Origin of the sequence: Micromonospora sp. WMMD980 (genome assembly GCF_029626035.1) — a bacterium.
GTDB lineage: Bacteria > Actinomycetota > Actinomycetes > Mycobacteriales > Micromonosporaceae > Micromonospora.
The window spans coordinates 5,885,698-5,912,549 of the sequence record NZ_JARUBE010000003.1 but is presented as its reverse complement, the minus strand read 5'-3'; the positions used below and the strand labels follow the sequence as shown (position 1 = coordinate 5,912,549).

The window sequence follows — 26,852 nt, the reverse complement described above, 5'->3', positions numbered from 1 at the left end:
AGTAACCACGAGAGCACCCACCGCACCGCAGTCCGTAGACTGTGCCCGTGCCGATCGACCGCGATGCCACCAAGCCCGCAACGGCGACGCCGCACGCCCGCACCGGCGCCGTGAGCGGCAACCCCACCCGCGCCATCAGCGTGAGCGTCGGCGGAAGCGTCGGCGGGGCCGGCGCCGACCCGCTGCGCGCCAACCTCGCTCTCATGGCGCCCGGCACCGCGCTCCGCGACGGCCTGGAGCGGATCCTGCGCGGCCGCACCGGCGCGCTGATCGTGCTCGGCTACGACAAGGTGGTCGAGCAGATCTGCACCGGCGGCTTCCCGATGGACGTGGAGTTCTCCGCCACCCGGGTCCGCGAGTTGTGCAAGATGGACGGCGCCGTGGTGCTCTCCAGCGACGGCACCCGGATCGTCCAGGCCGGCGCGCACCTGATGCCCGACCCGTCCATCCCCACCGAGGAGTCCGGCACCCGGCACCGCACCGCCGAGCGGGTGGCCCGGCAGACCGGCTACCCGGTCATCTCGGTCAGCCAGTCGATGCGGATCATCAGCCTCTACGTCAACGGCCAGCGGCACGTGCTCGACGACTCGGCGGCCATCCTGTCCCGGGCCAACCAGGCCCTGGCGACGCTGGAACGCTACAAGCTGCGACTGGACGAGGTCTCCGGCACGCTCTCCGCGCTCGAGATCGAAGACCTGGTCACCGTCCGCGACGCGGTGGCGGTGGTGCAGCGGCTGGAGATGGTCCGGCGGATCGCCGACGAGATCGCCGGCTACGTGGTGGAGCTGGGCACCGACGGCCGCCTGCTGGCGCTCCAGCTCGACGAGCTGATGGCCGGCGTGGACGCCGACCGCACCCTGGTCATCCGCGACTACCTGCCGGTGGGCCGCAAGTCACGCACGCTCGACGAGGGGCTCGTCGAGCTGGACCTGCTCAGCGCCACCGAGCTGATCGACCTGGTGGCGGTGGCCAAGGCGATCGGCTACCCGTCCGCGTCCGACGCGCTCGACGCGGCGGTCAGCCCGCGCGGGTTCCGTCTGCTGGCCAAGGTGCCCCGGCTGCCGGTGGCCGTGGTCGACCGGCTGGTGGTGCACTTCGGCAGCCTCCAGCGGCTGCTCGGCGCCACCGTGGAGGACCTTCAGGCCGTCGAGGGGGTGGGCGACGCCCGCGCCCGCGGGGTCCGCGAGGGCCTGTCCCGGCTCGCCGAGGCGTCCATCCTGGAGCGGTACGTCTGACCCGCCTCAGCCGGTGACGGTCAGCTTCACCGGCTCGCTGATCTTGGTGCCGACCCGGGCGAACACCTGGTAGGTGCCGATCGGGGCGTACGGTCCGGCGGCCAGCCCGCCGTCGCAGCGGCTGGTGTCCCGCCCGTTCCAGCCCAGTTCGTAGGCGCGCTCGAAGTCGGGCGCGAACGACTGCACGTTCGAGCCCTTGCCGGTGCCGCAGGTGTCGGACGACCAGACCTTCTCCGCGCCGGCCTTGACGTAGAGCTCCTGCAGGTCGGCGCCGACGTCGCGGCTGCACGTACGGTTCGAGATGTTCTGGATCTTGAGGCGCAGGGTGACCACGGTGCCCCGTTGGGCGCTGGCCGGCACCGCCACCGGCGTCACCCGGATCTCCGAGTCGGTGCACGCGCCGTCGGCGGAGACCGGCTCGCCGGACGCGCCGCCGTCATCCGTGCCCGACCCGCCGCCGGTGCTCGTGCCACCGTCCGTGCCCGTGCCACCGCCGGTGCTCGTGCCGCCGTCCGTGCCCGTGCCGCCGCCGCTGTCACCGGACGCACCCGGGGACGGCGACGGAGCGGTCGACTGCGGGGCCAGCACCGAGCCGGACGGGCCCGGCGCCGCCCCGGCGGAGCCACCGGGCGACGGGTCACCGCCCGGCGCACCAGTGTTCTTGTTCGTGCCGGTGCAGGAATAGAGCAGGACAATCAGGAAGAGCAGCCCCGCGCCGAGCACGACGGCGCGACGCCGCCAGTAGACAGCGGGGGGCAGGGGGCCGACCGTCAGACGCATGATGCGCCTACCGTAGTCGCGCGGCGCTCGGCGCGCCGGTCCGACGCGCCGGCAACCGCGTGCGACGCCTGCCGCCGTCTCCACAGTGGAGGTGTCGGACCACCGTCAGAGGTAGACCTTGCGCTGGTAGACGGCGTGCGCGCCGGCGACCTGGTCCAGGAAGAGCAGGCCGGCGCAATGATCGATCTCGTGCTGGAGAGCGCGCGCCTCGAAACCGTCGGTAACCAGCCGGACCGGCTCCCCGCTCCCCGGGAGCACGCCCTCCACCACCAGGCGACTGGCCCGCTTCACGTCACCGGTCAGGTCCGGCACCGACATGCAGCCCTCCCGGCCTGCCTTCCACCGGCTCGCCTCCACCACCCGGGCGTTGCAGAGCACGAATGTGCCGTGCACGGTGACCGCCTTCGGGTGCCCGGTCACGTCCACCGCGAACACCTGTGCGCTCACCCCGACCTGCGGCGCCGCCAGGCCCACACAGCCTGGGGAGACCCGCATGGTGGCCACCAGATCGGCGGCCAGGCGCACCACCTCGGCCGAGGTCGGGTCGACCTCGGGACCGGGCCGGCTCAGCACCGGCTCCGGAGCGGCGACCACCGCGCGCACCTCGCCCGGGACGCCCAGCTTCTCCGGCGTCCAGCCGCCCAGGCCCGCGTATTCCGGGCCGGTCACAGCAGGTCCGAGTCCGCCGGGCGGAGGCTGACGCCGACGCCCAGGTCCGCCGCGGCACGGGTGAGCCGGCCGGCCACCTCGTCCGAGCTGCCCGGCGGCAACTCCACCTCGGCGACCACCACGTAGAGCGAGCCGGTCAGCCGGGTGCTCAGGTCGGTCACGTTGCCACCCGCGTCGGCCAGCACCCGGGTCATCGCCGCCACGATGCCCATCCGGTCGGCGCCGTGCACCGCCAGCACGTACGGCTCGCCGGCCGGCTCGCTGGCGCCGTCCGGGGTGACGGCGCGCACCGTGGCCAGCAGGTGCCCGTCGGCGGCGAGCGGGGCGAACGCGGCCTCGACGTCGGCGGCGGCCGGCCCCACGCAGATCAGGGTCATGGCGAAGTGCCCCCGCAGCCGGGTCATCGTCGAGTCGGTGAGGTTCGCGCCGAGCCCGGCGAGGACCTCCGCGACGTCGGCCACTATGCCCGGCCGGTCCCGGCCGATGACGGTGATCGCGAGCTCGTTCATTCGGACATTCTGCCCCGCCGCCGAAGATCCACCGCATCGGGTCACCCGGCCCGCCCACCCTGCGGGAAAGCCACCCGTGACATCATCGGCTCCGCCATGACTGAACCCACCTTCGCCACCCAGGTCAGCCGGTGGTACCAGCGCAACGCCCGCGACCTGCCGTGGCGGCACCCCGGCATCGGCGCGTGGGCGATCCTGGTCAGCGAGGTCATGCTCCAGCAGACGCCGGTGGTGCGGGTGGTGCCGGCGTGGGAGGCGTGGCTGGCCCGCTGGCCGGAGCCGCGCGCGCTGGCCGAGGACACCCCGGCCGAGGCGATCCGGATGTGGGGCCGGCTCGGCTACCCCCGCCGGGCGGTACGCCTGCGCGAGTGCGCGGTGGCGATCGTCGAACGGCACGGCGGCGTGGTGCCCGATCGGCTGGAGCAGTTGCTGGCGCTGCCCGGGGTCGGCACGTACACGGCCCGGGCGGTGGCGGCGTTCGCGTACGGGCAGCGGCATCCGGTTGTCGACACCAACGTGCGGCGGGTGGTGTGCCGCGCCGTCGCCGGCGAGCCCGACGCCGGGCCGACCACCCGTCCGGCCGATCTGGTCGCCACCGAGGAGCTGCTGCCCGACGAGCCGGCCGCGGCGGCCCTGGCGAGCGCGGCGTTCATGGAACTCGGTGCGGTCGTGTGCACCGCGCGCGCCCCGCGCTGCGCGGTGTGCCCGGTCGAGGCGAGCTGCGCGTGGCGGGCGTCCGGTCAGACCGCGCCGGAAGGCCCCAGCCGCCGTCCGCAGCGCTACGCCGGGACCGACCGGCAGGTACGCGGCCTGCTGCTCGGTGTGCTGCGGGATGCCACCGGGCCGGTGCCGCACCAGCGACTGGACCAGGTCTGGCACGACGACGTGCAGCGGGCCCGGGCCCTGGCCGGCCTGGTCACCGACGGCCTGGTGGAACCGGTGGGCCCGGAGTCCTTCCGCCTCGCCGGCGACGGCCCACCCGTCCCCCTCCCCTGACCTCCCACCCCTGGCCCGCTTGTTGGTCAAGGAGTTCGCGTCCCCTCGCGACACCAACTCCTTGATCGATCGGCGGGGCGGCGGGAAGGGCGCGGAAAGGCGACGGCCCCGGTGGCCTTCGCCAACCGGGGCCGTCGCCCTGGAACCTTGTCTCGCCCGACTCAGGCCGCGGTGTCGTCCGCGCCGGTGGCGGCGGCGCCGAGATCCGCGGGGACCGCGTCCGGCACGGCGTCCGGCCGGTCCGCGCCCCGGAAGACGAGCTTGGACTTGTCGATGTTCTCGGGGTCGCCCTCGCAGTCGACCACGACGATCTGACCGGGGGTCAGTTCGTTGAACAGGATCCGCTCGGACAGGTTGTCCTCGATGTCGCGCTGGATCGTGCGACGCAGCGGCCGCGCGCCCAGCACCGGGTCGAAGCCCTTCTTCGCCAGGTACTTCTTGGCGTTGTCGGTCAGCTCCAGACCCATGTCCTTGTTGCGGAGCTGGCCCTCGATCCGCTGGATCATGATGTCCACGATCTGCAGGATCTCGTTCTCCCGCAGCTGGTGGAACACGATCGTGTCGTCGATGCGGTTGAGGAACTCGGGCCGGAAGTGCTGCTTGAGCTCGTCGTTGACCTTCTGCTTCATCCGGTCGTAGTTCGACTCGGAGTCCTCCGACTGCTGGAAGCCCAGCGACACCGCCTTCGCCACGTCGCGGGTGCCCAGGTTGGTGGTCAGGATGATGACCGTGTTCTTGAAGTCCACGATCCGGCCCTGACCGTCGGTGAGACGACCGTCCTCCAGGATCTGCAGGAGCGTGTTGAACACGTCCGGGTGGGCCTTCTCGATCTCGTCGAAGAGGACCACCGAGAACGGCCGCCTGCGCACCTTCTCGGTCAGCTGCCCGCCCTCGTCGTAGCCGACGTAACCGGGAGGGGCACCCACCAGCCGGGAGACCGTGTAGCGGTCGTGGAACTCGGACATGTCGAGCTGGATCAGGGCGTCCTCGCTGCCGAACAGGAACTCCGCGAGGGCCTTGGACAGCTCGGTCTTACCGACACCGGACGGGCCGGCGAAGATGAACGAGCCGGACGGGCGCTTCGGGTCCTTCAGACCCGCACGGGTCCGCCGGATCGCCTTCGAGACCGCCTTGACCGCGTCCTCCTGCCCGATGACGCGCTTGTGCAGCTCGTCCTCCATGCGCAGCAGGCGCGAGGTCTCCTCCTCGGTCAGCTTGTAGACCGGGATGCCGGTCCAGTTGCCGAGCACCTCGGCGATCTGCTCGTCGTCGACCTCGCTGACGACGTCCAGGTCACCGGCCTTCCACTCCTTCTCGCGCTGGGCCTTCTGACCGAGGAGCTGCTTCTCCTTGTCGCGGAGCTGGGCGGCCCGCTCGAAGTCCTGCGCGTCGATCGCGGACTCCTTGTCGCGGCGCACCTGGGCGATGCGCTCGTCGAAGTCGCGCAGGTCTGGCGGCGCGGTCATCCGACGGATCCGCATCCGGGCGCCGGCCTCGTCGATCAGGTCGATCGCCTTGTCCGGCAGGAAGCGGTCGGAGATGTATCTGTCGGCCAGAGTTGCGGCGGCCACGAGAGCGGCGTCGGTGATCGAGACGCGGTGGTGCGCCTCGTAACGGTCCCGCAGGCCCTTGAGGATCTCGATGGTGTGGGCCAGCGACGGCTCACCCACCTGGATCGGCTGGAAACGACGCTCCAGCGCGGCGTCCTTCTCCAGGTGCTTGCGGTATTCGTCGAGCGTGGTGGCGCCGATGGTCTGCAGCTCACCACGGGCCAGCATCGGCTTGAGGATGCTGGCGGCGTCGATCGCGCCCTCGGCCGCGCCCGCACCCACCAGGGTGTGGATCTCGTCGATGAACAGGATGATGTCGCCGCGGGTGCGGATCTCCTTGAGCACCTTCTTCAGGCGCTCCTCGAAGTCGCCCCGGTAACGCGACCCGGCGACCAGAGCACCGAGGTCGAGCGTGTAGAGCTGCTTGTCCTTCAGCGTCTCGGGCACCTCGCCCTTGATGATCTTCTGGGACAGCCCCTCGACCACGGCGGTCTTACCCACGCCGGGCTCACCGATCAGCACCGGGTTGTTCTTGGTGCGGCGGGACAGCACCTGCATGACCCGCTCGATCTCCTTCTCGCGCCCGATGACCGGGTCGAGCTTGCCCTCGCGGGCGGCCTGGGTGAGGTTCCGGCCGAACTGGTCCAGCACCAGGCTGGTCGACGGCGCGGCCTCGCCGGGCGCGGCACCGGCGGCGGCCGGCTCCTTGCCCTGATAACCCGAGAGGAGCTGGATCACCTGCTGGCGGACCCGGTTGAGGTCGGCGCCGAGCTTGACCAGCACCTGGGCGGCCACGCCCTCGCCCTCGCGGATCAGGCCCAGCAGGATGTGCTCCGTGCCGATGTAGTTGTGGCCGAGCTGCAGCGCCTCACGCAGCGACAGCTCCAGCACCTTCTTGGCCCGCGGCGTGAACGGGATGTGCCCGCTCGGCGCCTGCTGGCCCTGGCCGATGATCTCCTCGACCTGCTGGCGCACACCCTCCAGCGAGATGCCCAGGCTCTCCAGGGCCTTCGCCGCCACGCCCTCACCCTCATGGATCAGGCCCAGCAGGATGTGCTCCGTGCCGATGTAGTTGTGGTTGAGCATCCGGGCCTCTTCTTGGGCCAGGACGACAACCCGTCGCGCTCGGTCGGTGAACCGCTCGAACATGCCCTCGTGCTCCTCACATGCCGTGCGCCTTGATGGTCAGATCTCGGCGGGGCCGGTGCGCGGACGTCCGGGACGGGCGTCCGTGCCTCCTTACTCTATCGCCGCGGACCGTCTCCGCTGAGGTCGTGTGACCCCCTGGATGACCGTTCCGACGTCGTTTCTGCCAACCGTCCACGCTCAGGAGGTGTTCCGGAACCCCCGCCTGTACGCGCAGAGCGAAATTCGACCGCCGGTGGAAGGCCCGGTCGAGGGCTTCTGAGCGGGCGTCCACGCGCCCGCCACCGTCGTCCACAGCCTGTGGACGGAATCTCCACCGCCTGTGGACAACTCGGCCGGACGCCGGATTCTTCCCGCCGGACGCCTCGGGCCGCCCGGCCTCAAGCCGGACCGGACATCCGGCACGGGTGGGCGGAAACGGCTCGGTAGCGCACCGGCCGGCGGAAACGGCGGACGCCGGCCCGGAGTCGTCCTCCGGGCCGGCGTCGAGGTCCAGCCGTCGCCGTCGGGTCAGTGCCCCGCCTTCGCGTGGTACTCGTCCACGATCTCCTGCGGGATCCGGCCCCGGTCGGAGATGTCCTTGCCGGCCTTCTTGGCCCACTCGCGGATGGCCCGGTTCTGCTCCCGGTCCGCGGTCGCGCCGCCCCGGCCACGCGCGGCCCGGCCGCCCACCACCACTCCACCACGACCGACCTTCGTGCCGTGCGCGATGTACTGCGCGAATTCGCCGCGCAATTTCTCGGCGTTGGAGGCCGACAGGTCGATCTCGTACTGCACGCCGTCGAGCGCGAACTTGACAGTCTCGTCAGCGTCCCCGCCGTCCAGGTCATCGACCAGCTTGTGAATGATCTGCTTGGCCACGTCCCACATTCCTTTCGAGCAGGGCTGTGCTCCTGCAATACACCGAGCACAATAACCTGTCCGATGCTTGCCCCGTCAATAGGACGGCGTAACGAGGCGGCGAAGCTTTGCCCGCCTACTCGGGGCGGACCAACGGGAACAGGATGGTTTCCCGAATTCCCAGGCCGGTCAACGCCATCAGCAGCCGGTCGATTCCCATTCCCATCCCACCGGCCGGCGGCATTCCATACTCCATCGCCCGGAGAAAGTCCTCGTCGAGACGCATCGCCTCGTCGTCGCCGCGCGCCGCGAGCTGCGCCTGGGCCACCAGCCGCTCCCGCTGCACCACCGGGTCCACCAGCTCGGAGTACGCGGTACCCAGCTCGAATCCCAGCACGTAGAGATCCCACTTCTCGGCCAGCCCCGGCTCGGCGCGGTGCGCCCGGGTCAACGGGCTGGTCTCCTCCGGGTAGTCGCGGACGAACGTGGGCGCCTGCAACGACGGCACCACCAGTTCCTCGAACAACTCCTCGGCCAGCTTGCCCGGCCCCCACTTCGGGTCGACGGAGAGGCCGACCTTGTCCGCGTACTCCACCAGGCGTGACCTTTCGGTGCGGACGGTGACCTCCTCACCGAGCGCTTCGGAAAGAACACCGAACAGCGTCACCGAACGCCACTCGCCGCCCAGGTCGAACTCCTGGCCGTCGGCGTGCGTCACGGTCGTCGAGCCGGCGACCGCGATCGCGGCCCGCTGCACGAGATTTCGGGTCAGCTCGGCCATCGTGTCGTAGTCGCCGTACGCCTCGTAGGTCTCCAGCATCGCGAACTCCGGCGAGTGCGAGGAGTCGATGCCCTCATTACGGAAGTTGCGGTTGATCTCGAAGACCCGGTCCACGCCACCGACGACCGCCCGCTTGAGAAACAGTTCCGGCGCGATTCGCAGATACAGATCGGTGTCGAGCGCATTGCTGTGGGTCACGAATGGGCGGGCCGCCGCGCCGCCGTGCAGCAACTGCAACATCGGCGTCTCGACCTCGACGAAGTCCCGGGAGTGCAGGGTGTCGCGCAGGCTGCGCACCGCGGCGGCCCGGGTGCGGACCATCTGCCGGGCCTGCGGGCGGACCACCAGGTCCACGTAGCGCTGGCGGACCCGGGACTCCTCGCTCAGCGGCTTGTGGGCCACCGGCAGCGGGCGCAGCGCCTTGGCGGTCACCGCCCACTCGTCGGCCAGCACCGACAGCTCGCCGCGACGGCTGGTGATCACCTCACCGGTCACCCCGACGTGGTCACCGAGGTCCACCAGGCGTTTCCAGTCGGCCAGCCGCTCCGGCCCGACCCGGTCCAGCGAGAGCATCGCCTGCAACTCGGTGCCGTCACCGTCGCGCAGGGTCGCGAAGCAGAGCTTGCCGGTGTTGCGGATGAAGATCACCCGACCGGTGACCGAGGCCCGGTCGCCGGTGGCGGTGTCGGTGGGCAGGTCGGCGTAGCGCTCGCGGAGCTTCGCGAGCGTGGTGGTCCGCGGAAAGCCGACCGGGTACGGCTCGACGCCCTCGGCGAGCATTCGGTCCCGCTTCTCCCGGCGGACCTTCATCTGCTCGGGAAGGTCGTCGGCGGGGTCGGTGGGCAGGGCGTTCTGCTCGGTCACGGCACGCTTCCTCAGGCCTGGGGAACATCGGCGGGGTCAGCCCATGAGCGTACTCAAGCGTCGTGCCGACCGTTACGGGATAACCTGCCCGCCATGACCGACCCCACTGCGGCGCTCTCGTTCGGCGCCGCCGCCGCCGAGTACGACCGGTTCCGGCCCCGCTATCCCGAGGCGGCGCTGCGCTGGGCACTGGACGGGCTGCCCGCCCCGGCCCGGGTGGTGGACCTCGGCGCCGGCACCGGCATCCTCACCCGCGACCTGACCGCGCTCGGGCACCACGTCGTACCCGTCGAGCCGGATCCGGGAATGCGGGCGCAGCTGGCCGCCGCCACGCCGGGCACGACGGCGCTCGCCGGCAGCGCGGAGTCGGTGCCGCTGCCGGACGGCGGCGCGGACGCGGTGCTGGCCGGTCAGGCCTACCACTGGTTCGACCGGGAGCGGGCACACGCGGAGGTGGCCCGGGTGCTGCGCCCCGGCGGGACGTTCGCGCCGGTGTGGAACGTCCGCGACGAACGGGTCGGCTGGGTGGCGGAGCTGACCCGGATCGCCCACCTCGACCACAACGCCGGTGACGTGATCGACAGGTACGCCGACTTCGGTCCCGCCTTCATCCCGGTCCAGGTGGGCGAGTTCGACCACGCCACCACGCTCACGCCGGACGAGCTGGTGGCGATGCTGCACACCCGCTCCTACTGGCTCACCGCCACCCCGGCCGAGCGGGCCCGGGTCGACGGTGGGCTGGCCGACCTGCTCGCCACCCACCCGGAGTTGGCCGGCCGGGACGCCGTCGAGCTGCCCTACCGCACCGTCGTGCTGCGGGCGCGCCGGTACTGACTCAGGTGTTCCGGTCGTAGACCATCCGCAGGCCGATCAGGGTGATCATCGGCTCGTGGTGGGTGATCGTGCGGCACTCGCCCAACACCAGCGAGGCCAGGCCGCCGGTGGCGATCACCGCCTTGACCTCGCCCAACTCGTCGGACATCCGCTCGACGATCCGGTCCACCTGGCCGGCGAAGCCGAAGTAGAGGCCGGACTGGAGGCACTCGACGGTGTTCTTGCCGATCACCGAGCGCGGCCGGGTGGCCTCCACCTTGCGCAACTGCGCGGCGCGGGCGGCCAGCGCGTCGAACGAGATCTCGATGCCCGGCGCGAACGCCCCGCCGAGGAACTCGCCCCGGTCGCTGATCACGTCGAAGTTCGTGGTGGTGCCGAAGTCCACCACGATCGACGGCCCGCCGTAGAGCGTGTACGCGGCGAGCGTGTTCACCACCCGGTCCGCGCCCACCTCCTTCGGGTTGTCGATGGCGAGCTGCACCCCGGTGCGGACGCCCGGCTCGACGATCACGCTCGGCAGGTCGGCGTAGTAGCGACCCAGCATGGTGCGCAGCGAGCGCAGTGCGGCCGGCACGGTCGAGCAGGCGGCCACCCCGGTGATCTCCACGGCGTCACCGGCCAGCAGCCCGCGGAACATCAGGCCCAGCTCGTCCGCGGTGGAACGGGCATCGGTCTTGATCCGCCAGGAGTGCACCAGCTTGTCGCCGTCGAAGGTCGCCAGCACGGTGTTGGTGTTTCCGATGTCGATGCAGAGCAGCACAGCGGCAGCCTAGTACTCCAACGTCACTTCGCCTGTCTGCGCTGGTAGTGGGCCCGTCGGGCTCGGGCTTGGGATGTTCGTCGCCAGATCGACCAGTGCAGGGTGTGCGCGGGTGGGAGCGTCACGGCGAGAACGAAGGCGTTGAGGAGTCGGCGGATCTCGGCGACGGTCAGCGCGATGATCTCCGGGTCGGTGTCGGGCTGCTGGGCGGCGATGATGGTCAGGACGGCCAGGGCGAGCATGGCCAGGGTGATGAATCGGTGCCACCCGGCCCAGCCGCGGACCTGGTAGTGGTCGAGGCCGACTTGGCCTTTGCCGGTCTGGAACAGCTCTTCGATGCTCCAGCGGGAGCCGGCCATGGTGACGAGGGTGTGCAGCGGGACGGGGCGGGGTGACCAGCACAGGTAGAAGGCCAACTCACCGGTGGTGCGGTTGCGGCGGATCAGCAGCCACCGGTGCTCGACGGGGCTGGTGGCGGTGGTGATCCAGGCCCACAGGTAGTCGCGGGGACCTTTCGCTCCCGGCCCGCAACTATGCAGTTGCCACTCGGCGGTGGGGATCCGGTCGGCGAGGTCGTCGACGCGGATCAGGGTGCGACCGTCGTTGATGTGCACGCGTCGGTCGCAGCCGACGGCCAGAACGTAGCCGATCCCGCGGTGTTCGAGGTCAGCGCGTAGGCCGGGATCGGCGCCGTAGACCTCGTCGCCGGTCACCCACCCGAACGGGACTCCGGCATCCAGCGCGGCGGCGATCATCTGCCGGGCGAGGGCAGGCTTCGTGGCGAACCCGACCTGGTCGGGGACGCCGGCGGCGGCGAGGCGGTCGGGCTGCTGACACCAGGTCGTCTCGGGCAGGTAGAGCCGACGGTCGATCATCGCCCGCCCCTCGGGCGAGACGTAGGCCAGGAACACCCCGACCTGGCTGTTCTCGACACGTCCGGCGGTGCCGGTGTACTGCCGCTGGACCCCGACCGAGCACAGACCCTTCTTCAGGAACCCGGTCTCGTCGCAGGCCAGCACCGCGTCGGGGTGCCCGAGCTGCTCGATCAGCCAGGCCCGAACGTCGTCGCGGACGCCATCGGCGTCCCACACCGCCGTGCGAAGCAGCCGCTGCATCGCCTGTGGATCCTCGTGACCCGCCCGTTCCGCAAGCGACCAGCAGGTCTTGCGTTCCACGCCCGACAACAGCCCTTCCACGAACTGCCCGGCGGTCCGACGGGGCTCCGCCCGCACGAACCGGCCAGCGACACGCGCCACCGCCTCGTCCAGGACGACCCGCCACCCGGCGGGGTCTACGCTGTGGCACGCGGCCACCGCACGATCTTCGATTGTCCTCACAAACCATCGATGATCAACGCGGTGGCCGTCTTCATGCCCGCGCCACGCCCAACGCCAAAGCCAAGTGACGTTGGAGTACTAGACGGTCAGTTGTCGCGCAGGTCGAGGGCGATGTCGAGGATGGGCGAGGAGTGGGTGAGCGCGCCGACCGAGAGGAAGTCCACGCCGGTGGCCCCGTACTCGGCAGCCACCGGCAGGGTCAGCCCACCGGTCGCCTCCAGTTCCGCCCGGTCGCCCACCACGGCCACCACCTCACGCAGCTGCGCCGGGGTCATGTTGTCCAGCAGCAGGAAACCCGCTCCGGCCTCGACCGCCTCCACCGCCTCGGCGAGCGTGTCCACCTCGACCTGCACCGGCACGTCCGGGAACGCCGCCCGGACCCGCCGGAACGCCGGTGCGATCCCACCGGCGGCCAGCTTGTGGTTGTCCTTGATCATGGCGACGTCGTGCAGGCCCATCCGCTTGTTGGTGCCGCCGCCGGCCCGGACCGCGTACTTCTCCAGCGCGCGCAGCCCCGGCGTGGTCTTCCGGGTGTCCAGCACCATCGCCTTCGTGCCGGCCAGCGCGTCCGCCCAGGCCCTGGTGTGGGTCGCCACCCCGGACATCCGGGAGAGCAGGTTGAGCGCCGTCCGCTCGGCGGTGAGCAGCAGCCGGGTCGGCCCGGTCACGGTGGCCAGCACGTCGCCGCGCGCCACCCGCCGGCCGTCGTGGGCCACCAGCGACACCGCGACCGTACGCCCGCTGCCGGTCACCTCGCCCACCAGCTCGAACACGGCGGCGGCCACCGGCAGCCCGGCCACCACCCCGTCCTCGCGCGCCACCACGTCGGCGGTGTCCCGCTGATCGTCGGGAACGGTGGCCACGCTCGTGACGTCGAGGAAGTCCGGGCCCAGGTCCTCGCCCAGCGCGTCGACCACGACCTGCCGGACCCGGTCCGGATCCAGGCCCCCGTCCCGCAGCGCCCGCACCGTCGACTCGATCATGAGTTCCGCTCCTCTGTTCCTGACGTCAGCGACCGCGGGGCTCGCAGAACCGGCTCGCTCCGCGCGCTCACCCAACTCTCGACCAGCAGCCCGCCCGTGCCCACCTCGGCCACCAGGTGACCCTGCCACCGGTCGTCGGCCGCCGGGAAGTCCTCCCGCCAGTGACAGCCCCGCGTCTCCGCCCGGGCGTACGCGGCGGCGACGAGCGTCGACGCCACGGTGAGCAGGTTCGTCGCCTCCCAGTCGGCGGTACGCGGCACGCCCCGCCCCTCGCCCAGGGCGGTCAGGGCCCCGGCGGCGGCGGTCAGCGTCTCCGCCGAGCGGAGCACGCCCGCGCCCCGGGTCATCGCCCGTTGCAGCTCCGGCGTGCCCGCCGACGGCACCAGCCGGCCCGCGCCGCCCACCCAGGCACCGGTCTCCGCCGGCCGGGCCTGCTCGGGCAGCCCGGCGGCGATGTCCGCGGCGATCCGGCGGGAGAAGACCAGCCCCTCCAGCAGCGAGTTGCTGGCCAGCCGGTTCGCGCCGTGCACGCCGGTGCAGGCCACCTCGCCGCAGGCGTACAGGCCCGGGATCGAGGTGCGGCCGTGCAGGTCCGTGCGGACGCCGCCGGAGGCGTAGTGCGCGGCCGGCGCGACCGGGATCAGGTCGGTCGCCGGGTCCACGCCGATGGCCAGGCAGGACGCCACGATGGTGGGGAAGCGCCGGGCCAGGAAGTCGCCGCCCAGGTGCCGCGCGTCCAGGAAGACGTGGTCGGCGCCCGTGGCCAGCAACACCCGGTGGATGCCCTTGGCCACCACGTCCCGGGGCGCCAGCTCGGCCAACTCGTGCTGGCCCACCATGAAGCGCTTGCCGTCGCCGTCGACCAGGTGGGCGCCCTCGCCCCGCAGCGCCTCCGAGACCAACGGCTGCTGCGCCAGGCCGGCGCCGGGTCCACCGGCCGGCACGATCAACGCGGTCGGGTGGAACTGGACGAACTCCAGGTCGGTGACGGCCGCGCCGGCGCGCAGCGCCAGGGCGACCCCGTCGCCGGTGGAGACCGCCGGGTTGGTGGTGGCCGCGAAGACCTGCCCCATCCCACCGGTGGCCAGCACCACCGCACGGCCGAGGATCGCGCCGACGCCGTCCTCGCTGCCCTCACCGAGCACGTGCAGCGTGATCCCGCAGGCCGGACCGAGCCCTTCCGGACCGTCACCCGACGCGCGCAGCAGATCCAACACCAGGGCGTGCTCGACGAGCCGGATCCACGGGTCGCGGCGCACCGCCGCGTGCAACGCCCGCTGCACCTCGGCGCCGGTGGCGTCGCCGCCGGCGTGCACGATCCGGTCGGCCCGGTGGCCGCCCTCCCGGCCGAGCATCAGCGACCCGTCCGGGTTGCGGTCGAACTCCGCCCCGATCCGCATCAGCTCGCGCAGCCGGAGCGGGCCCTCCTCGACCAGCACCCGGACCGCCGCCGGGTCACAGAGGCCGACGCCCGCCACCTCGGTGTCGAACGCGTGCGCGCCCGGGCTGTCCGCCGGGTCGAGCACCGCCGCGATGCCGCCCTGCGCCCAGCGGGTGGAGCCCTCGTCCATGTCGACCTTGGTGACGACCGTGACGTGCAGGCCCGCCTCGCGCAGGTGCAGCGCGGCGGTCAGCCCGGCGACCCCGGAACCGACGACGATCACGTCGGTGGTCTCCACCCAGCCGGGCGCGGGCGCGGCGAGCAGCCGGGGCAGCGCGGGCAGGTCGACGGTGGGTAGGTCCATGGGCACAGTCAACCCGAAGCGTCCTCGTCCCGGGGGACGGGGGCGGGACGAGTGGTTTCGGCTACCTCGTCCGGACCGGCAGGCGGGCCGGGCCGGAGGCCTTCAGCGAACCGGTCACCGTGCGGTCGCTGAGCCACAGGTAGCACCGGACGCCCCGGTCGCCCACCCCCCAGCGACCGGCAGCGGGCGGCCGGACCACCACGTCGCTGCGGTAGCGCAGGGATCCGTCGGCCGGCACCCCGGAGAAGCGCGCGACGGCGGCGAAGCAGCCGGCGTAGAGCGGCGCCCAGTCCGCGGGCTTCTTCGGGTACGGGTGGTCCGGCGCCACCCAGACGCCGGCGAACTCGGCGTCGTGCGCCACGGCGCAGTCGACGGGCGTGAGCCTCTGCACCCGGCCGCGGTCCTGCCCGGTGCGCTGGCAGCCCAGGCGCAGCGGGGACGGCGGCTTGAGCGCGTCGCGCAGGCTGCCCGTCCGGGTCACCACGACCGCCGCCGCCTCGACGGTGTTCAGCTCGGTCAGGTCACACCGGTACCAGCGGGAGCCGGCCGTCCAGCCGGTGTCGGTGGGCACGGCCACGGCGAGCCGGAGCCGCCCGGCGCGCCAGTCGTCGCCGACGTAGCCCCGGGCCCGGGTGTCGCACTCGGAGAACGCGCCCCGCATCTCCGGCGAGGCGAGCGCCGGCGGGGTGGGCCGGTCGACGGTGAACGCGCCGACGTGCACCGTCTCCACCCGGTGCGGCAGGTCGCAGCCGACCGGCGCGTACGCCGGCAGGCCCACGGTCGGGGTGAAGTCGGCGACCTGGCAGACGCCGGCCGCCGGGGAGAACGGGCCGGCCGGTGGCATCGCCGCCCAGTCGTCCCCGAGGTCCCCGTCGAGGCCGCCGGACGAGGCGCACCCGGCCAGCAGCACGCCCGTGACCACGGTGGCGACGAGGCTTCGCATCACACGGCCCATCGCGCCTCCCCCAGCCCGACGACCGTCGATTCCGACGGTGCGCCCAGGGTAGCCGAAAATGACCTTCCGGTAACAGACCGCGCTCCCCCGCCCCACCGATCTTGCACTTTCCGCCCCGACGAAAGGAACGGACAAGACGAACGAGGGGCACCAACTGCACGATCGCCGAGGGGGAGGGCGGGGCGGGTCAGGAGAGGGTGGCGGCCAGGGGGTTGGGGGTGGGGTTTCCGGCGGTGCCGGGTGCGGCGGTGGTGGGGTCGGCGGTGAGGTCGACGATGCGGTTGTCGGCGTCCACGTGCACCACGCGGGGCTCCCAGGCGCGCGCCTCGGCGTCGTCCATCTGCCCGTACGAGATGAGGATGACCAGGTCGCCGGGGTGCACCAGGTGCGCGGCAGCGCCGTTGATGCCGATCACGCCGCTGCCCCGCCGGCCCGGGATCACGTACGTCTCCAGGCGGGCGCCGTTGGTGATGTCCACGATCGCGACCTGCTCACCGGGGAGCAGGTCCGCCGCGTCGAGCAGATCCTCGTCCACGGTCACCGAGCCGACGTAGTGCAGGTCGGCCTGGGTCACCGTGGCCCGGTGGATCTTCGACTTGAGCATGGTCCGGAGCATCGGGGTGCCTTTCCGCATTCGTTGAGAGGTCAGGGACGCGGCGCGAGGTGGATCGCCGTGTTGTCGATCAGACGGGTGGCGCCGACCCAGGCGGCGACCAGCAGCCGGGCCGCGCCGGCGACCGGCCCGGGCTCCAGGTCGGTGTCGGTGAGCACCAGGTAGTCGAGTCGGGCGCCCGGCGCGTCGAACGCCCGGTGCGCGGCGGCCAGTACCGCCCCCGCGTCGTCGCCCCGCTCGGCCGCCGCGACACCGGCGCGCAGCGCGGCGGAGAGCCTCAGCGCGGCCGGCCGCTCCTCGGCGGACAGATACCGGTTGCGGCTGGACAGCGCCAGCCCGTCCGGCTCACGCACCGTCGGCACGCCGACGATCTCGGTGGGTACGTCCAGGTCGCGGACCATCCGGCGGACCAGGGTGAGCTGCTGGTAGTCCTTCTCGCCGAAGAAGGCCAGGTCCGGGCGGGTGAGCTGGAGCAGCTTCATGACCACGGTGAGCACGCCGTGGAAGAAGCCGGGGCGGCTCAGGCCCTCCAGGTCCTCGCCGAGCGGACCCGGGTTCAGCCGCACCGTCGGCTGTCCCTGCGGGTACATCTCGTTCACCGGGGGCGCGAAGACCAGGTCCGCCCCGGCCCGACGGCAGATCTCCAGATCGGCGTCGAGCGTGCGCGGGTAACGGTCGAAGTCCTCGTTCGGGCCGAACTGGAGCGGGTTCACGAAGACGGTCACCAACACGTGGTCGGCCCGCTCCCGGGCCGCCCGCAGCAGCGTCTCGTGCCCCGCGTGCAGCGCGCCCATGGTCATCACCACGCCGACCGTGCCGGTCAGCCCGTCCCGGGCCGCCGCCAACTCCTTGCGCGTGTGCACGACGCTCACCACGAGGAAGCCACCTCCATCCCGTCCAGCACGGCGCGCAGCGGGGCCGCGTCCACCGGGCGCAGCCGGCCCGCGGCGACCGCGCGGTCCGCCGTCCTTCTGGCCAACGCCAGGTAGGCCGGCACCGATTCCGGCGCGGTCGCGGCCAACCGCTCCAGGTGCCGGCGTACGGTGCCCGCGTCACCCCGGGACACCGGGCCGGTCAGCGCGTCGTCGCCGAGGCGCAGCGCGTTCTCCAGGGCGGCCCGCAGCAGCGGGGCGAGCACCTTCTCCGGTCGGTCCACCCCGGCGTCGCGCAGCCGGTCGGCCGCGTCGTTGACCACGGTCACCAGGTGGTTGGCGCCGTGCGCGAGGGCCGCGTGGTAGAGCGGCCGGTCGGCCTCACCCACCCACTCCGGCACGCCGCCCAGGTCGGCCACCAGCCGGGCCGCGAAGGGGCGCAGCTCGGCCGGGGCGGTCACCCCGTAGGAGCAGCCGGCCAGGCCGGACAGGTCGTCGGGCGTGCCGGTGAAGGTCATCGCCGGGTGCAGCGCGAGCGGCCGGGCACCGGCCGCGGCGGCCGGGGCCAGCACCGCCAGCCCGTGCGCGCCCGAGGTGTGCGCCACCACCTGGCCCGGACGCAGCGCGCCGGAGGCGGCCAGGTCGGCGACCACGCCGGCCAGAGCGTCGTCTCCGACGGCGACGATCAGCAGGTCGGTGGCGGCGCGCGCCACGGCGGACGCGGCACGGTGCGGGGTCTGCGGCAGCAGCAGCGCCAGCCGGGCCCGCGAGGCGCCGGACGAACCGGACGCGGCGACCACCTGGTGGCCGGCGGCGGCGAGGGCCGCGCCGAGCACGGCGCCGACCCGGCCGGCGCCGAGCACGCCGACAGTGAGGGTACGGGGAAAGGCGAGCGGGGCGCGAAGGGCCCGCGGGCGCAGCGGTGCGCTCATGGCAGCGATCCAGTCCTCGAAGGGGGTACCGGTCGATGGCAAGTATGCGCCGGGGTCACGGAACCGAAACAAGCATGTGTGAAATCGTTCACCAGGCGGAGCCCCCGGGTTTCGCCCGCCCCGAACGCCAGCGTGCCGGACGGCCACGTGGAGATCTGACGGGCGCGTACCGTCGACGGGTGATGCTGCGCTGGCGCGACGCGATGGAACGGGCGCTCTACGGGCCGAACGGCTTCTTCGTCGCCGGCGCCAACCCCGCCGCGCACTTCCGTACCAGCGTCCACGCCTCGCCGGTCCTCGCCGGCTGCCTGCTGCGGCAACTCGTCGCGCTGGACGAGGCGCTGGGGCGGCCCGCCCGGCTGGACGTGGTGGACGTGGGCGCGGGCCGGGGCGAACTGCTGCGGGCGCTGCGGGCGCAGGCCGGCCCGGAGCTGGCCGCCCGGCTCCGTCCGGTCGCCGTGGAACGGGCCGCCCGCCCCAACCACCTGCCCCCGGAGATCGACTGGCGGCCCGAGGTCCCGGCACGGATCACCGGCCTGCTGCTGGCCACCGAATGGCTGGACAACGTCCCCCTCGACGTGGCCGTGCACACCCCGCAGGGCTGGCGCCTGGTCCTGGTCGATCCCGACACCGGCGAGGAGGCCCGGGGGCCCGCACTCCCCCCCGACGACACCGCCTGGCTGACCCGCTGGTGGCCGCCCGCACCCGCCGCCGCCCCGATGATCAGGGAGTTCGTGTCGGCCGGCGGATCGGATCCGGACGTTGCCTCCCTGATCGTCGCGGCCGAGGACGGCGGGGCGGGGGGCGGTGGGGCGCGGGTGGAGATCGGCCGGGCCCGGGACGAGGCGTGGGCGGAGGCGGTGGGGCGGCTCGAGCGCGGGCTCGCGCTGGCCGTCGACTACGGACACCTGCGGGACGCCCGGCCGGTGGACGGGACGGTCACCGGCTACCGGGACGGGCGACAGGTGCCACCCGCCCTCGACGGGTCGTGCGACGTGACCGCGCACGTCGCCATGGACTCGGTCGCCTCCGCCGGTGAGCGGGTCGCGCGGTGCGCGTACACCCTGGTGTCGCAGCGGGCGGCGCTGCGGGCGCTCGGGGCCGACGGTGGGCGACCGCCGTTGGGCCTGGCCGCCCGGGACCCGGCCGGCTACCTGCGGGCGCTGGCCGCCGCGTCGGCGGTGGCCGAGCTGACCGACCCGGCCGGCCTCGGCGGGCACCTGTGGCTGTGGCAGCCGGTCGGCGTCCCCCTCGACCCGCTCGTGGCACGATGACGGGCATGACCACGGACGCCGGTGACCTCCGCGAGCTGACCGTCGGCACCGGGGCCGGCGGTGAGCAGCTCGGCACCGACATGGTGCTGAACATCGGGCCGCAGCACCCGTCGACGCACGGCGTGCTCCGGCTGCGCCTGGTGCTCGACGGGGAGCGGGTGGTCGCCGCCGAGCCGATCGTCGGCTACATGCACCGGGGCGCGGAGAAGCTCTTCGAGGTACGCGACTACCGGCAGATCATCGTGCTGGCCAACCGGCACGACTGGCTCTCGGCGTTCTCCAACGAGCTGGGCGTGGTGCTCGCTGTCGAACGGCTGATGGGCATGGAGGTGCCGGAGCGCGCCACCTGGCTGCGGATGGCGCTGGCCGAGCTGAACCGGGTGCTCAACCACCTGATGTTCCTCGGCTCCTACCCGCTGGAGATCGGCGCGATCACGCCGATGTTCTACGCGTTCCGGGAACGGGAGACCATCCAGGCCGTGATGGAGGAGGTCTCCGGCGGCCGGATCCACTACATGTTCAACCGGGTCGGCGGCCTCAAGGAGGAGGTGCCGGCCGGCTGGACCGGCCGCGCCCGGGCCGCCATCGGCGAGGTCCGCCGGCGCATGCCGGACCTGGACCATCTGATCCGGCGCAACGAGATCTTCCTGGCCCGCACCGTCGGCGTCGGCGTGCTCTCGGCGGCCGACGCCGCCGCGTTCGGCGCGTCCGGGCCGGTCGGCCGGGCCTCCGGCCTCGACCTCGACCTGCGCCGCGACGAGCCCTACCTGGCCTACGACCAGCTCGACGTGCCGGTGGTGACGAAGACCGCCGGCGACTGCCACGCCCGGTTCGAGGTGCTGCTCGACCAGGTGTACGCCTCACTCGACCTCGCCGAGCAGTGCCTGGACCGGGTGGACCGGATCTCCGGACCGGTGAACACCCGACTGCCCAAGGTGGTCAAGGCGCCCGAGGGGCACACGTACGCCTGGACCGAGAACCCGCTCGGCATCAACGGCTACTACCTGGTTTCCCGAGGTGAGAAGACACCGTGGCGGCTCAAGCTGCGCACCGCCTCGTACGCGAACGTGCAGGCGCTGTCGACGCTGCTGCCCGGGTGCCTGGTGCCGGACCTGATCGCCATCCTCGGCTCGATGTTCTTCGTGGTCGGCGACATCGACAAGTGAGACGCCGTCCGGGTGGCCCCGGCCCCGGCCCGGCGGCGCGGGTCCGCGTGCGACGACCCGGCCCTGACCACGAGCACGGTCAACGCCAGCGGTCGGGAACGTCCCGCGGCGGCTGTCCGTGGCCGCCGGGCTCCGGCCGGTGCCACTGCGGCTCGGGCTGCCGCCACTCCGGCTCCGGCTGCCGCCACTCGGGCTCGGCCTGACGCCATTCCGGCTGGCCGCTGCGCTGGGTCGGTGGGCGCCACTCGCCCGGCACCGGCACACCCCCCGCCGGCAGCGCCGGTCGGCTCTCCCCGGCCCAGGCGGAGTCGCCGTAGGGCGGCTCCGGATCCGGCCAGGCCGCACCCGAGCCGCCGGGATCGTGGTGGGGGGAGCCGCCGCCGTAGGACGGCTCAGGATCGTGGCGCGAAGAGCCGCCGTACTCGCCGGGGGCATTGCGGACCGCCGCCCATCGGTCCTCGATCCGGTACTCGGTGCCGCCACCGTCGGCGTGCACCGCGGCCCGCCGCTCGCCGACCCGGAACTCCCGGCCCTGACCGTCGTCGCGGACCGCCGCCCACCGGTTGCCGGCACGCAGCTCGGACCAGTTCTCGCCGTCCGGCTCGGCAGGTGTCACCGGGCCGGAACGCTCGACCGGGTCCGCCCGGCCGAACCGATCGGAGGTCGTCGCCCGGCCGTACTGTCCGGCCGGCGGCCAGGCCGGCTCCTCCACCGGACGCGCCCGGTCGTCGCCGGCGGGCCGGCCGTCGTCCGGGGTCCGCGGCGACCAGCCGCGTCCACCTGCGGCGGATCTGCCGACGCTCGCCCAGGGATGCTCGCCACCGGCCCGACCCGGACCGTCGCCGGGCCACCCGGAACCGCCCCCGGCCCACCCCGAGCCACCGGCCGCCCGCCCGGAATCGTTTCCGGCCCACCCCGAGCCGTCGCCGGGCCGGGCGGAATCGTCGCCGGCCCACCCGTCGCCCGACCCGCCCGACCGGTAGCCGGACTGCGGGTCGTCGTCCGGGGCACCGGGCCACTGCCGCTCCGCGCCGGCCCGCAGGCTCCCCGGCCAGGCTTCCGGGTCGGCACCGGACCGTGACCCGTCGCCCCGGTCGGCAGCCCGGTACTCCTCCGGGTCCGCGCCGCGCGGCCGGTCCTCCGCCGACGGCGACCACCGGCCCGAGAACCCGCCGTACCGGGAACCGGACGGATCGCCGCCGCCACCCACGATGGTGTGCCGCGTGGTGACGTGCACGGTCTCGGTGTGGTGGACCACGCCTACCGGGCGGGACTCCGGTCGGGACGCCGGCTCGGACACCCGGGCCGCCCCGTAGGCGCCGGCCGAGGCACGCCCGGCGGGCCGGACGGGCTCCGCGCCGTAGCCGTCGAACTCCGCACGCCGCGGACCGGGACGGGCCGGCTCGGCGCCACGACCGCCGAAGCCGGTGCGCTCCTCGTCGTGGCCGCCGGCCGGCCGGTCACGCCCGACACCGGAGGGCTCGGGCCGCGCCCGGCCCTCGACGGGGTAGCCGTCGGATCCAGGTCGTTCCACGTCGTGACGCGCCCGCGCCGACTCGGCCCGCTGGTCGGGGCCGTAGCGGCCGGCGGTTTCCTCCTCGTCGCGGCCGGCCGGATGCGACCGACCCGCCTCGTACGCCCCGGCGACCGGCACCCGGGCTCGGCCGCCCGGCCGTTCCTCGGCGGGGGCGGCGGCCAGACCCGCCGCCGCCGCGTCGAGCCGGTGGCGTACCGCGCCGGCCGCCTCCTCCGCGCGGCGCGCCTGGTCGAGGGCCTGGTTGCCGCGCTGCGCGGCGGCCACGATCTCGGCCCGCAGCTCGCGGCGGAGCTGTTCCATCTCCTCGCGCAGCTCCTCGGCGCCGACGCCGCCGTGGTCGGCCCGCAGCGCGACGGAGAGGCCGATCAGCACCACGGCGAGGATCGCGAGCACCGCACCGAACCGGAGCGTGCCGGTGCCGTCGGCGACCAGCAGGATGAGCGCCGCCAGGGGCGCCAGCCCCACACCGATCCAGAACAGGACGGTCAGCGGCGTTGGGGTGCGCTTGTCGGCGGATACGACCGAGGCTGGCATGGGAGTGCAGAGTACCGAGAGTTGCACCGGAGGGGAACGGGTCGGCGCGCTGCGGTGCACGGACCGCCGAGCGTGCCGCCGCCCGGCTGGGACGCCGCCGGCCGACCGGTGCGCCCGGCCGGCGGCGGTGGATCAGCTCGTGGCGAGCGCGGCGTCGGAGGAGAACACCAGGCCGACGCTCGCGGAACCGGTCTTGAGCGCGTTCTTGGTCTGCGGGCCGCCCGCGTCGAGCGAGCTGAACGAGCCGGCCTTGAAGTCGTAGACCTCGACGAGACCGGCCTGGCACTTCGGCCGCTGCGGGCACTCCGGCGGACCGGCCAGCACGGTCGCCTGACCGGAGCACTTCGCGGCCAGGTCGGAGAGGGTGGACACGCCGTACTTGTCGGCGAACGCCTTGGTGACCGCGAAGGCGTTCTGGTCCTGCGCCTGGGACGGCTGGCCGAACACCAGACCGGCCTTGTCGCCCTCGGTCTTGAGCGCCGAGACGGTCTTTTCCAGCTCGGGCGAGGAGACCGGCTGCGCGTCCTTGCCGTTGGCCTTGGTGTTGAGGAACTCGGCCATCGTCGCGGCGTACTCCGGGACGACCTGGATCTGGCCCTTCTCCAGGGCCGGCTCGTAGAGCTCGCGGTTGCCGATGGTCTGCACCTTGACCTGGTAGCCGGCCGCGGTGAGCGCGATCTTGTAGAGCTCGGCGACGGTCTGGCTCTCGCTGAAGTTGCCCGCGCCGACCGTCACCTGGCCGCCCGGGCCCTTCTCGATCCCGTCGGTCAGGCCGTTGGCGTCGGCGAATTCCTGCGCCGCCACCTGGGGTGTCTTGCGGTCGACGTCGACGGCCCGGTTGAGCTGGATCAGCTTGGGCGTGTCGAGCTTCGCGGAGACCTTGTCCAGCGCGGCGACCAACTGCGGGGTGGCCGCCTTCGCGTTGATCGCGGGCAGGACGTTGTCGGTGTTCTGGAGCTTCTTGTCGTCGGTGAGGACGACCAGCTGGTCACCCGCCACCGGGGCGCAACCGGCCCCCGAGGCGCCCGCCTCGGGAGCGTCGGTGCCGGACGAGCCGGCGTCGCCGCAGCCGGTGAGGAGGCTCGCCGCGACGAGGGCGCCGAAGGCCCCCGCGGCCAGCCGTGAACGTGCGCGCATCAGGTGCCCGCCTTCCGTGTCCCGGCGCGACCCCCCGGGCCGGCCGCGTGTCCGACGGGCGATCCGAGCGCCGCCCGCGACTTCACCCAACATCCTCCGGACCCGACCGACAAATTCGGAGCGGTTTTTGTCATCCGATCGTCACCGGGCGGGCCGGCGACCGTGACCGCCGTCTCAGCGTCCGCCGGGACGGGCGCGTCAGCCGCCGGCCGTGGCCGCGGCGGCGCGCCGGTTCGCCCGCCGCCGCACCCGGCGCAGCGGACGCGGCGTGACCATCCGCTCCACCACCGCGAGCACGGCTTCGACGAGCATCGCCAGCCCGGCCACCAGGACGCCCCCGGCGATGATCTGGCCCCCGCCGGCCGCGATGTCGAGACCGAAGCCGGCCCGGATGATCTGGCCCAGCCCGCCGCCGTTGACGAACGACGCCAGCGCGGCGGTGGCCACCACCTGCACGGCCGCGGTCCGGAAACCGGCCGCCAGGTAGGGCACCGCGAGCGGCAGCTCCACCCGGCGCAGCACCTGCCCGCCGGACAGGCCCATCCCGCGCGCGGCGTCCCGGGCCTCCGGGTCGGCCTGGCGAACCCCGGTGTACGCGTTCGCCAGCAGCGGCGGCACCGCGAACACCGCGAGCGCCACCACCACTGACGCGCGGCCGAAGCCGAGGAAGGTCAGCGGCAGGATGGTGAGCAGAGCCAGGGTCGGGATCGCCAGGGTGACGTTGGAGACCAGCAGCACCAGCCCGCCGCCCCGGCCGGTGTGCCCGAGCCAGAGGCCGACCGGCCAGGCCACCAGGCAGCCGAGCAGCACCGCCAGGGCGGACATGCTCAGGTGCTCGCCGAGGCGGTCCAGCACACCGCCGGGATTGGTCCAGTTCAGCGGGTCGTTCAGCCAGGTCACCGCCGCCTGCACCGGGTTCACCGAGCGGTCCTTCCGTTCGCGACTGCGGGGCTCCGCTGCGCTGCACTCCTCGCGCTCACCGAGCGGTCCTTCCGTTCGCGACTGCGGGGCTCCGCTGCGCTGCACTCCTCGCGCTCACCGAGCGGTCCTTCCGTTCGCGACTGCGGGGCTCCGCTGCGCTGCACTCCTCGCGCTCACCGAGCGGTCCTTCCGCGCAGCCAGGGGGTGAGCAGCCGACCCAACCCGGCCAGGGCCAGGTCGAGCACCAGCGCCAGCAGCACGCAGAGCACGGTACCGGTCATGATCTGGGCCTTGTAGAAGTTGTTCTGGAAGCCGGCGAAGATGAGCTGCCCGAGGCCGCCCCGACCGACCACCACCCCCACCGTGACCAGCGCGACGGTGGACACGGTCGCCAGCCGTACGCCGGTGAGGATGCCGGGCAGCGCCAGCGGCAGCTCGATCCGGAACAGCCGACCCCACCGGCCGTAACCCATGCCCTCGGCGGCCTCCCGCACCTCGGGTGGCACCTGGTTCAGGCCGGCGAGCGTGTTGCGCACGATGACCAGCAACGCGTAGAGCGCCACCACGGTCAACACGGTCGCCGCGCCGATCCCGAGGTAGGGCGCGAGGAAGGCGAACAGCGCCAGCGACGGGATCGTGTAGAGCACCCCGGTCAACGCCAGGATGGACGCGGCCAGCGACCGGAACCAGTACGCTGCCACCGCGAGCGGCAGCGCCACCAGCGCGGCGATCACCACGGCCCGGGCGGTCAGCCAGGTGTGCTCGCGCAACGCGGCGAGGATGCTGTCAGAGTTGTCCCGCACGTACTGCCAGGAGAACCACGGATTACCCGGGGCGGCCCGGTAGCTCAGGTGGAGGAACACACGTGGACGTTACCCCGGCGACCGACCCCGGTCACGGCGCCGCCTCGATCACGCTGGAGCGCATCCGCAAGCGCTACCCGGACGGCACCGAAGCGGTCCGCGAGCTGAGCCTGGAGGTCAAGGCCGGCGAGCTGGTGGTGCTGATCGGGCCGTCCGGCTGCGGCAAGTCCACCGTGCTGCGGATGATCAACCGACTGATCGAGCCGACCGACGGACGGATCCTGCTCGGCGACGACGACGTCACGAGGGTCGACCCGGTGACGCTCCGCCGCCGGATCGGCTACGTGATCCAGAACGTCGGTCTGTTCCCGCACCAGACCGTGGCCGCCAACGTGGCGACCGTGCCCGGGCTGCTCGGCTGGCCCCGGGACCGGACCCGCGCCCGGGTCGGTGAGCTGCTCGAACTGGTCGGCCTCGACCCGGCGCAGTTCGGCGGGCGTTACCCGCACGAGCTGTCCGGCGGGCAGCGGCAGCGGGTCGGGGTCGCCCGGGCGCTCGCCGCCGACCCGGTGGTGCTGCTGATGGACGAGCCGTTCTCGGCCGTCGACCCGATCGTCCGCACCCGGTTGCAGGAGGAGTTCCTCCGGTTGCAGGCCGAGGTCCGCAAGACCATCGTGCTGGTCACCCACGACCTCGATGAGGCGGTGCGGCTCGGTGACCGGATCGCGGTGCTGTCCGAGGGCGGCGCCCTGGAGCAGTACGACACCCCCGCCGCGCTGCTCGGCTCGCCCGCCTCGGCGTTTGTCCGCGAGTTCGTCGGCGCCGACCGGGGCATCCGGCGCCTGGCGGTCACCCCACTCACCCCCGCGGCGCTCGATCCGCTCCCGGCCGGCGACGGGTCCGGCCTGCCCACCGTGGCGCTGGGCAGCTCGGCCTACGACGCGCTCGGCGCGCTGCTCACCTCCGGCGCCGAGCGGGCGGTGGTGACCGAGGACGGCCGCCCGGTCGGGCTGCTCACCCGTGCCCGGGTGCTGGCCATGGGCGCGGTGGACTGAGACCGACCCGCCCGACCTGGCCGG

At 73.2% G+C, this 26,852-nt stretch carries 24 protein-coding genes; 6 read left to right on the top strand and 18 right to left on the bottom strand.

All coding sequences use genetic code 11. The features are described 5' to 3' along the window. Window positions 1–47: 47 nt before the first annotated feature. On the top strand, window positions 48–1,235 hold the full coding sequence (disA, locus tag O7618_RS27890) for a DNA integrity scanning diadenylate cyclase DisA (RefSeq protein WP_278109112.1): 1,188 nt from the start codon (window positions 48–50) through the stop codon (window positions 1,233–1,235). Window positions 1,236–1,241: 6 nt separating this feature from the next. On the opposite strand, the gene O7618_RS27885 is transcribed toward disA, so the two are convergent. From O7618_RS27885 to O7618_RS27875, 3 genes are all read right to left on the bottom strand, one after another. Next, window positions 1,242–2,015, bottom strand: a complete 774-nt coding sequence (locus O7618_RS27885; protein WP_278109111.1) for a hypothetical protein — start codon at window positions 2,013–2,015, stop codon at window positions 1,242–1,244. Between the two features lie 105 nt (window positions 2,016–2,120). Continuing rightward, a complete protein-coding gene (locus O7618_RS27880) occupies window positions 2,121–2,684 on the bottom strand; it encodes a peptide deformylase (RefSeq protein ID WP_278109110.1) in 564 nt (187 codons plus the stop codon). Continuing rightward, window positions 2,681–3,193, bottom strand: a complete 513-nt coding sequence (locus O7618_RS27875; RefSeq protein WP_278109109.1) for an ACT domain-containing protein — start codon at window positions 3,191–3,193, stop codon at window positions 2,681–2,683. Before O7618_RS27875 ends, O7618_RS27880 begins: the two co-directional genes overlap by 4 nt. Window positions 3,194–3,289: 96 nt before the next feature. Here O7618_RS27875 and O7618_RS27870 point away from each other — a divergent pair, with 96 nt between their 5' ends. After that, window positions 3,290–4,189 (top strand): A/G-specific adenine glycosylase, encoded by a 900-nt coding sequence (locus O7618_RS27870; RefSeq protein ID WP_278109108.1) that lies wholly within the window; start codon window positions 3,290–3,292, stop codon window positions 4,187–4,189. Between the two features lie 161 nt (window positions 4,190–4,350). Here O7618_RS27870 and O7618_RS27865 read toward each other — a convergent pair whose 3' ends face one another. From O7618_RS27865 to lysS, 3 genes are all read right to left on the bottom strand, one after another. Continuing rightward, window positions 4,351–6,888: an ATP-dependent Clp protease ATP-binding subunit gene (locus tag O7618_RS27865; RefSeq protein ID WP_181570717.1), complete on the bottom strand. Its 2,538-nt coding sequence runs from the start codon at window positions 6,886–6,888 to the stop codon at window positions 4,351–4,353. Window positions 6,889–7,395: 507 nt separating this feature from the next. After that, complete coding sequence (locus O7618_RS27860; RefSeq protein WP_091070408.1) at window positions 7,396–7,746, bottom strand: Lsr2 family protein; 351 nt, start codon at window positions 7,744–7,746, stop codon at window positions 7,396–7,398. A gap of 115 nt (window positions 7,747–7,861) precedes the next feature. Beyond that, the gene (gene lysS, locus O7618_RS27855; RefSeq protein ID WP_278109107.1) at window positions 7,862–9,370 is read right to left on the bottom strand and encodes a lysine--tRNA ligase; all 1,509 of its coding nucleotides are present in this window, start codon (window positions 9,368–9,370) and stop codon (window positions 7,862–7,864) included. A 93-nt stretch (window positions 9,371–9,463) separates the two neighbouring features. On the opposite strand from lysS, the gene O7618_RS27850 reads away from it, so the two are divergent. Further along, the gene (locus tag O7618_RS27850) at window positions 9,464–10,204 is read left to right on the top strand and encodes a class I SAM-dependent methyltransferase (protein WP_278109106.1); all 741 of its coding nucleotides are present in this window, start codon (window positions 9,464–9,466) and stop codon (window positions 10,202–10,204) included. A gap of 1 nt (window position 10,205) precedes the next feature. Here the strand turns inward: O7618_RS27850 and O7618_RS27845 are convergent, their stop codons facing one another. The 8 genes from O7618_RS27845 to O7618_RS27810 form a co-directional block, all read right to left on the bottom strand. Continuing rightward, complete coding sequence (locus tag O7618_RS27845) at window positions 10,206–10,964, bottom strand: type III pantothenate kinase (protein ID WP_269689605.1); 759 nt, start codon at window positions 10,962–10,964, stop codon at window positions 10,206–10,208. 23 nt (window positions 10,965–10,987) lie between these two features. After that, window positions 10,988–12,220 (bottom strand): IS701 family transposase, encoded by a 1,233-nt coding sequence (locus O7618_RS27840; RefSeq protein ID WP_278104781.1) that lies wholly within the window; start codon window positions 12,218–12,220, stop codon window positions 10,988–10,990. Between the two features lie 167 nt (window positions 12,221–12,387). Next, window positions 12,388–13,284: a carboxylating nicotinate-nucleotide diphosphorylase gene (gene nadC / locus O7618_RS27835; RefSeq protein ID WP_278109105.1), complete on the bottom strand. Its 897-nt coding sequence runs from the start codon at window positions 13,282–13,284 to the stop codon at window positions 12,388–12,390. Beyond that, entirely contained in the window at window positions 13,281–15,029 is a 1,749-nt protein-coding gene (locus O7618_RS27830) for an L-aspartate oxidase (RefSeq protein ID WP_278109104.1), read from the bottom strand. Before O7618_RS27830 ends, nadC begins: the two co-directional genes overlap by 4 nt. A 61-nt stretch (window positions 15,030–15,090) precedes the next feature. Beyond that, window positions 15,091–15,984, bottom strand: a complete 894-nt coding sequence (locus tag O7618_RS27825; protein WP_278109103.1) for a septum formation family protein — start codon at window positions 15,982–15,984, stop codon at window positions 15,091–15,093. Between the two features lie 187 nt (window positions 15,985–16,171). Further along, window positions 16,172–16,600, bottom strand: a complete 429-nt coding sequence (panD, locus tag O7618_RS27820) for an aspartate 1-decarboxylase (protein ID WP_278109102.1) — start codon at window positions 16,598–16,600, stop codon at window positions 16,172–16,174. A gap of 29 nt (window positions 16,601–16,629) precedes the next feature. Further along, window positions 16,630–17,472 carry a pantoate--beta-alanine ligase gene (panC, locus tag O7618_RS27815; RefSeq protein ID WP_278109101.1) on the bottom strand — a complete coding sequence of 281 codons (843 nt, stop codon included), beginning with the start codon at window positions 17,470–17,472 and terminating at the stop codon, window positions 16,630–16,632. Continuing rightward, the gene (locus O7618_RS27810; RefSeq protein WP_278109100.1) at window positions 17,466–18,401 is read right to left on the bottom strand and encodes a Rossmann-like and DUF2520 domain-containing protein; all 936 of its coding nucleotides are present in this window, start codon (window positions 18,399–18,401) and stop codon (window positions 17,466–17,468) included. Before O7618_RS27810 ends, panC begins: the two co-directional genes overlap by 7 nt. A 179-nt stretch (window positions 18,402–18,580) precedes the next feature. Here O7618_RS27810 and O7618_RS27805 point away from each other — a divergent pair, with 179 nt between their 5' ends. Next, the gene (locus tag O7618_RS27805) at window positions 18,581–19,675 is read left to right on the top strand and encodes an SAM-dependent methyltransferase (protein WP_278109099.1); all 1,095 of its coding nucleotides are present in this window, start codon (window positions 18,581–18,583) and stop codon (window positions 19,673–19,675) included. Further along, window positions 19,672–20,841 carry an NADH-quinone oxidoreductase subunit D gene (locus O7618_RS27800; RefSeq protein ID WP_278109098.1) on the top strand — a complete coding sequence of 390 codons (1,170 nt, stop codon included), beginning with the start codon at window positions 19,672–19,674 and terminating at the stop codon, window positions 20,839–20,841. The genes O7618_RS27805 and O7618_RS27800 overlap by 4 nt, the downstream gene beginning before the upstream one ends. A gap of 79 nt (window positions 20,842–20,920) precedes the next feature. On the opposite strand, the gene O7618_RS27795 is transcribed toward O7618_RS27800, so the two are convergent. The 4 genes from O7618_RS27795 to O7618_RS27780 all read right to left on the bottom strand — a co-directional run bounded on the left by O7618_RS27795 (window position 20,921) and on the right by O7618_RS27780 (window position 25,833). Next, a complete protein-coding gene (locus O7618_RS27795) occupies window positions 20,921–22,912 on the bottom strand; it encodes a hypothetical protein (protein WP_278109097.1) in 1,992 nt (663 codons plus the stop codon). Window positions 22,913–23,044: 132 nt separating this feature from the next. Further along, on the bottom strand, window positions 23,045–24,049 hold the full coding sequence (locus tag O7618_RS27790) for a glycine betaine ABC transporter substrate-binding protein (protein WP_278109096.1): 1,005 nt from the start codon (window positions 24,047–24,049) through the stop codon (window positions 23,045–23,047). 198 nt (window positions 24,050–24,247) lie between these two features. After that, the gene (locus O7618_RS27785; protein WP_278109095.1) at window positions 24,248–24,970 is read right to left on the bottom strand and encodes an ABC transporter permease subunit; all 723 of its coding nucleotides are present in this window, start codon (window positions 24,968–24,970) and stop codon (window positions 24,248–24,250) included. Window positions 24,971–25,143: 173 nt separating this feature from the next. Further along, window positions 25,144–25,833: an ABC transporter permease gene (locus O7618_RS27780; protein ID WP_278109094.1), complete on the bottom strand. Its 690-nt coding sequence runs from the start codon at window positions 25,831–25,833 to the stop codon at window positions 25,144–25,146. A 2-nt stretch (window positions 25,834–25,835) separates the two neighbouring features. Here O7618_RS27780 and O7618_RS27775 point away from each other — a divergent pair, with 2 nt between their 5' ends. After that, a complete protein-coding gene (locus O7618_RS27775) occupies window positions 25,836–26,828 on the top strand; it encodes an ABC transporter ATP-binding protein (RefSeq protein WP_278109093.1) in 993 nt (330 codons plus the stop codon). The last annotated feature ends 24 nt before the right edge of the window (window positions 26,829–26,852 follow it).

Coding starts and splice junctions, on each gene's coding strand:
- O7618_RS27885 (WP_278109111.1), bottom strand. CDS start 2,015: ATGCGTCTGACGGTCGGCCCCCTGCCCCCCGCTGTCTACTGGCGGCGT.
- O7618_RS27875 (WP_278109109.1), bottom strand. CDS start 3,193: ATGAACGAGCTCGCGATCACCGTCATCGGCCGGGACCGGCCGGGCATA.
- O7618_RS27870 (WP_278109108.1), top strand. CDS start 3,290: ATGACTGAACCCACCTTCGCCACCCAGGTCAGCCGGTGGTACCAGCGC.
- O7618_RS27865 (WP_181570717.1), bottom strand. CDS start 6,888: ATGTTCGAGCGGTTCACCGACCGAGCGCGACGGGTTGTCGTCCTGGCC.
- O7618_RS27850 (WP_278109106.1), top strand. CDS start 9,464: ATGACCGACCCCACTGCGGCGCTCTCGTTCGGCGCCGCCGCCGCCGAG.
- nadC (WP_278109105.1), bottom strand. CDS start 13,284: ATGATCGAGTCGACGGTGCGGGCGCTGCGGGACGGGGGCCTGGATCCG.
- O7618_RS27830 (WP_278109104.1), bottom strand. CDS start 15,029: ATGGACCTACCCACCGTCGACCTGCCCGCGCTGCCCCGGCTGCTCGCC.
- O7618_RS27825 (WP_278109103.1), bottom strand. CDS start 15,984: ATGGGCCGTGTGATGCGAAGCCTCGTCGCCACCGTGGTCACGGGCGTG.
- panD (WP_278109102.1), bottom strand. CDS start 16,600: ATGCTCCGGACCATGCTCAAGTCGAAGATCCACCGGGCCACGGTGACC.
- O7618_RS27810 (WP_278109100.1), bottom strand. CDS start 18,401: ATGAGCGCACCGCTGCGCCCGCGGGCCCTTCGCGCCCCGCTCGCCTTT.
- O7618_RS27800 (WP_278109098.1), top strand. CDS start 19,672: ATGACGGGCATGACCACGGACGCCGGTGACCTCCGCGAGCTGACCGTC.
- O7618_RS27795 (WP_278109097.1), bottom strand. CDS start 22,912: ATGCCAGCCTCGGTCGTATCCGCCGACAAGCGCACCCCAACGCCGCTG.
- O7618_RS27790 (WP_278109096.1), bottom strand. CDS start 24,049: ATGCGCGCACGTTCACGGCTGGCCGCGGGGGCCTTCGGCGCCCTCGTC.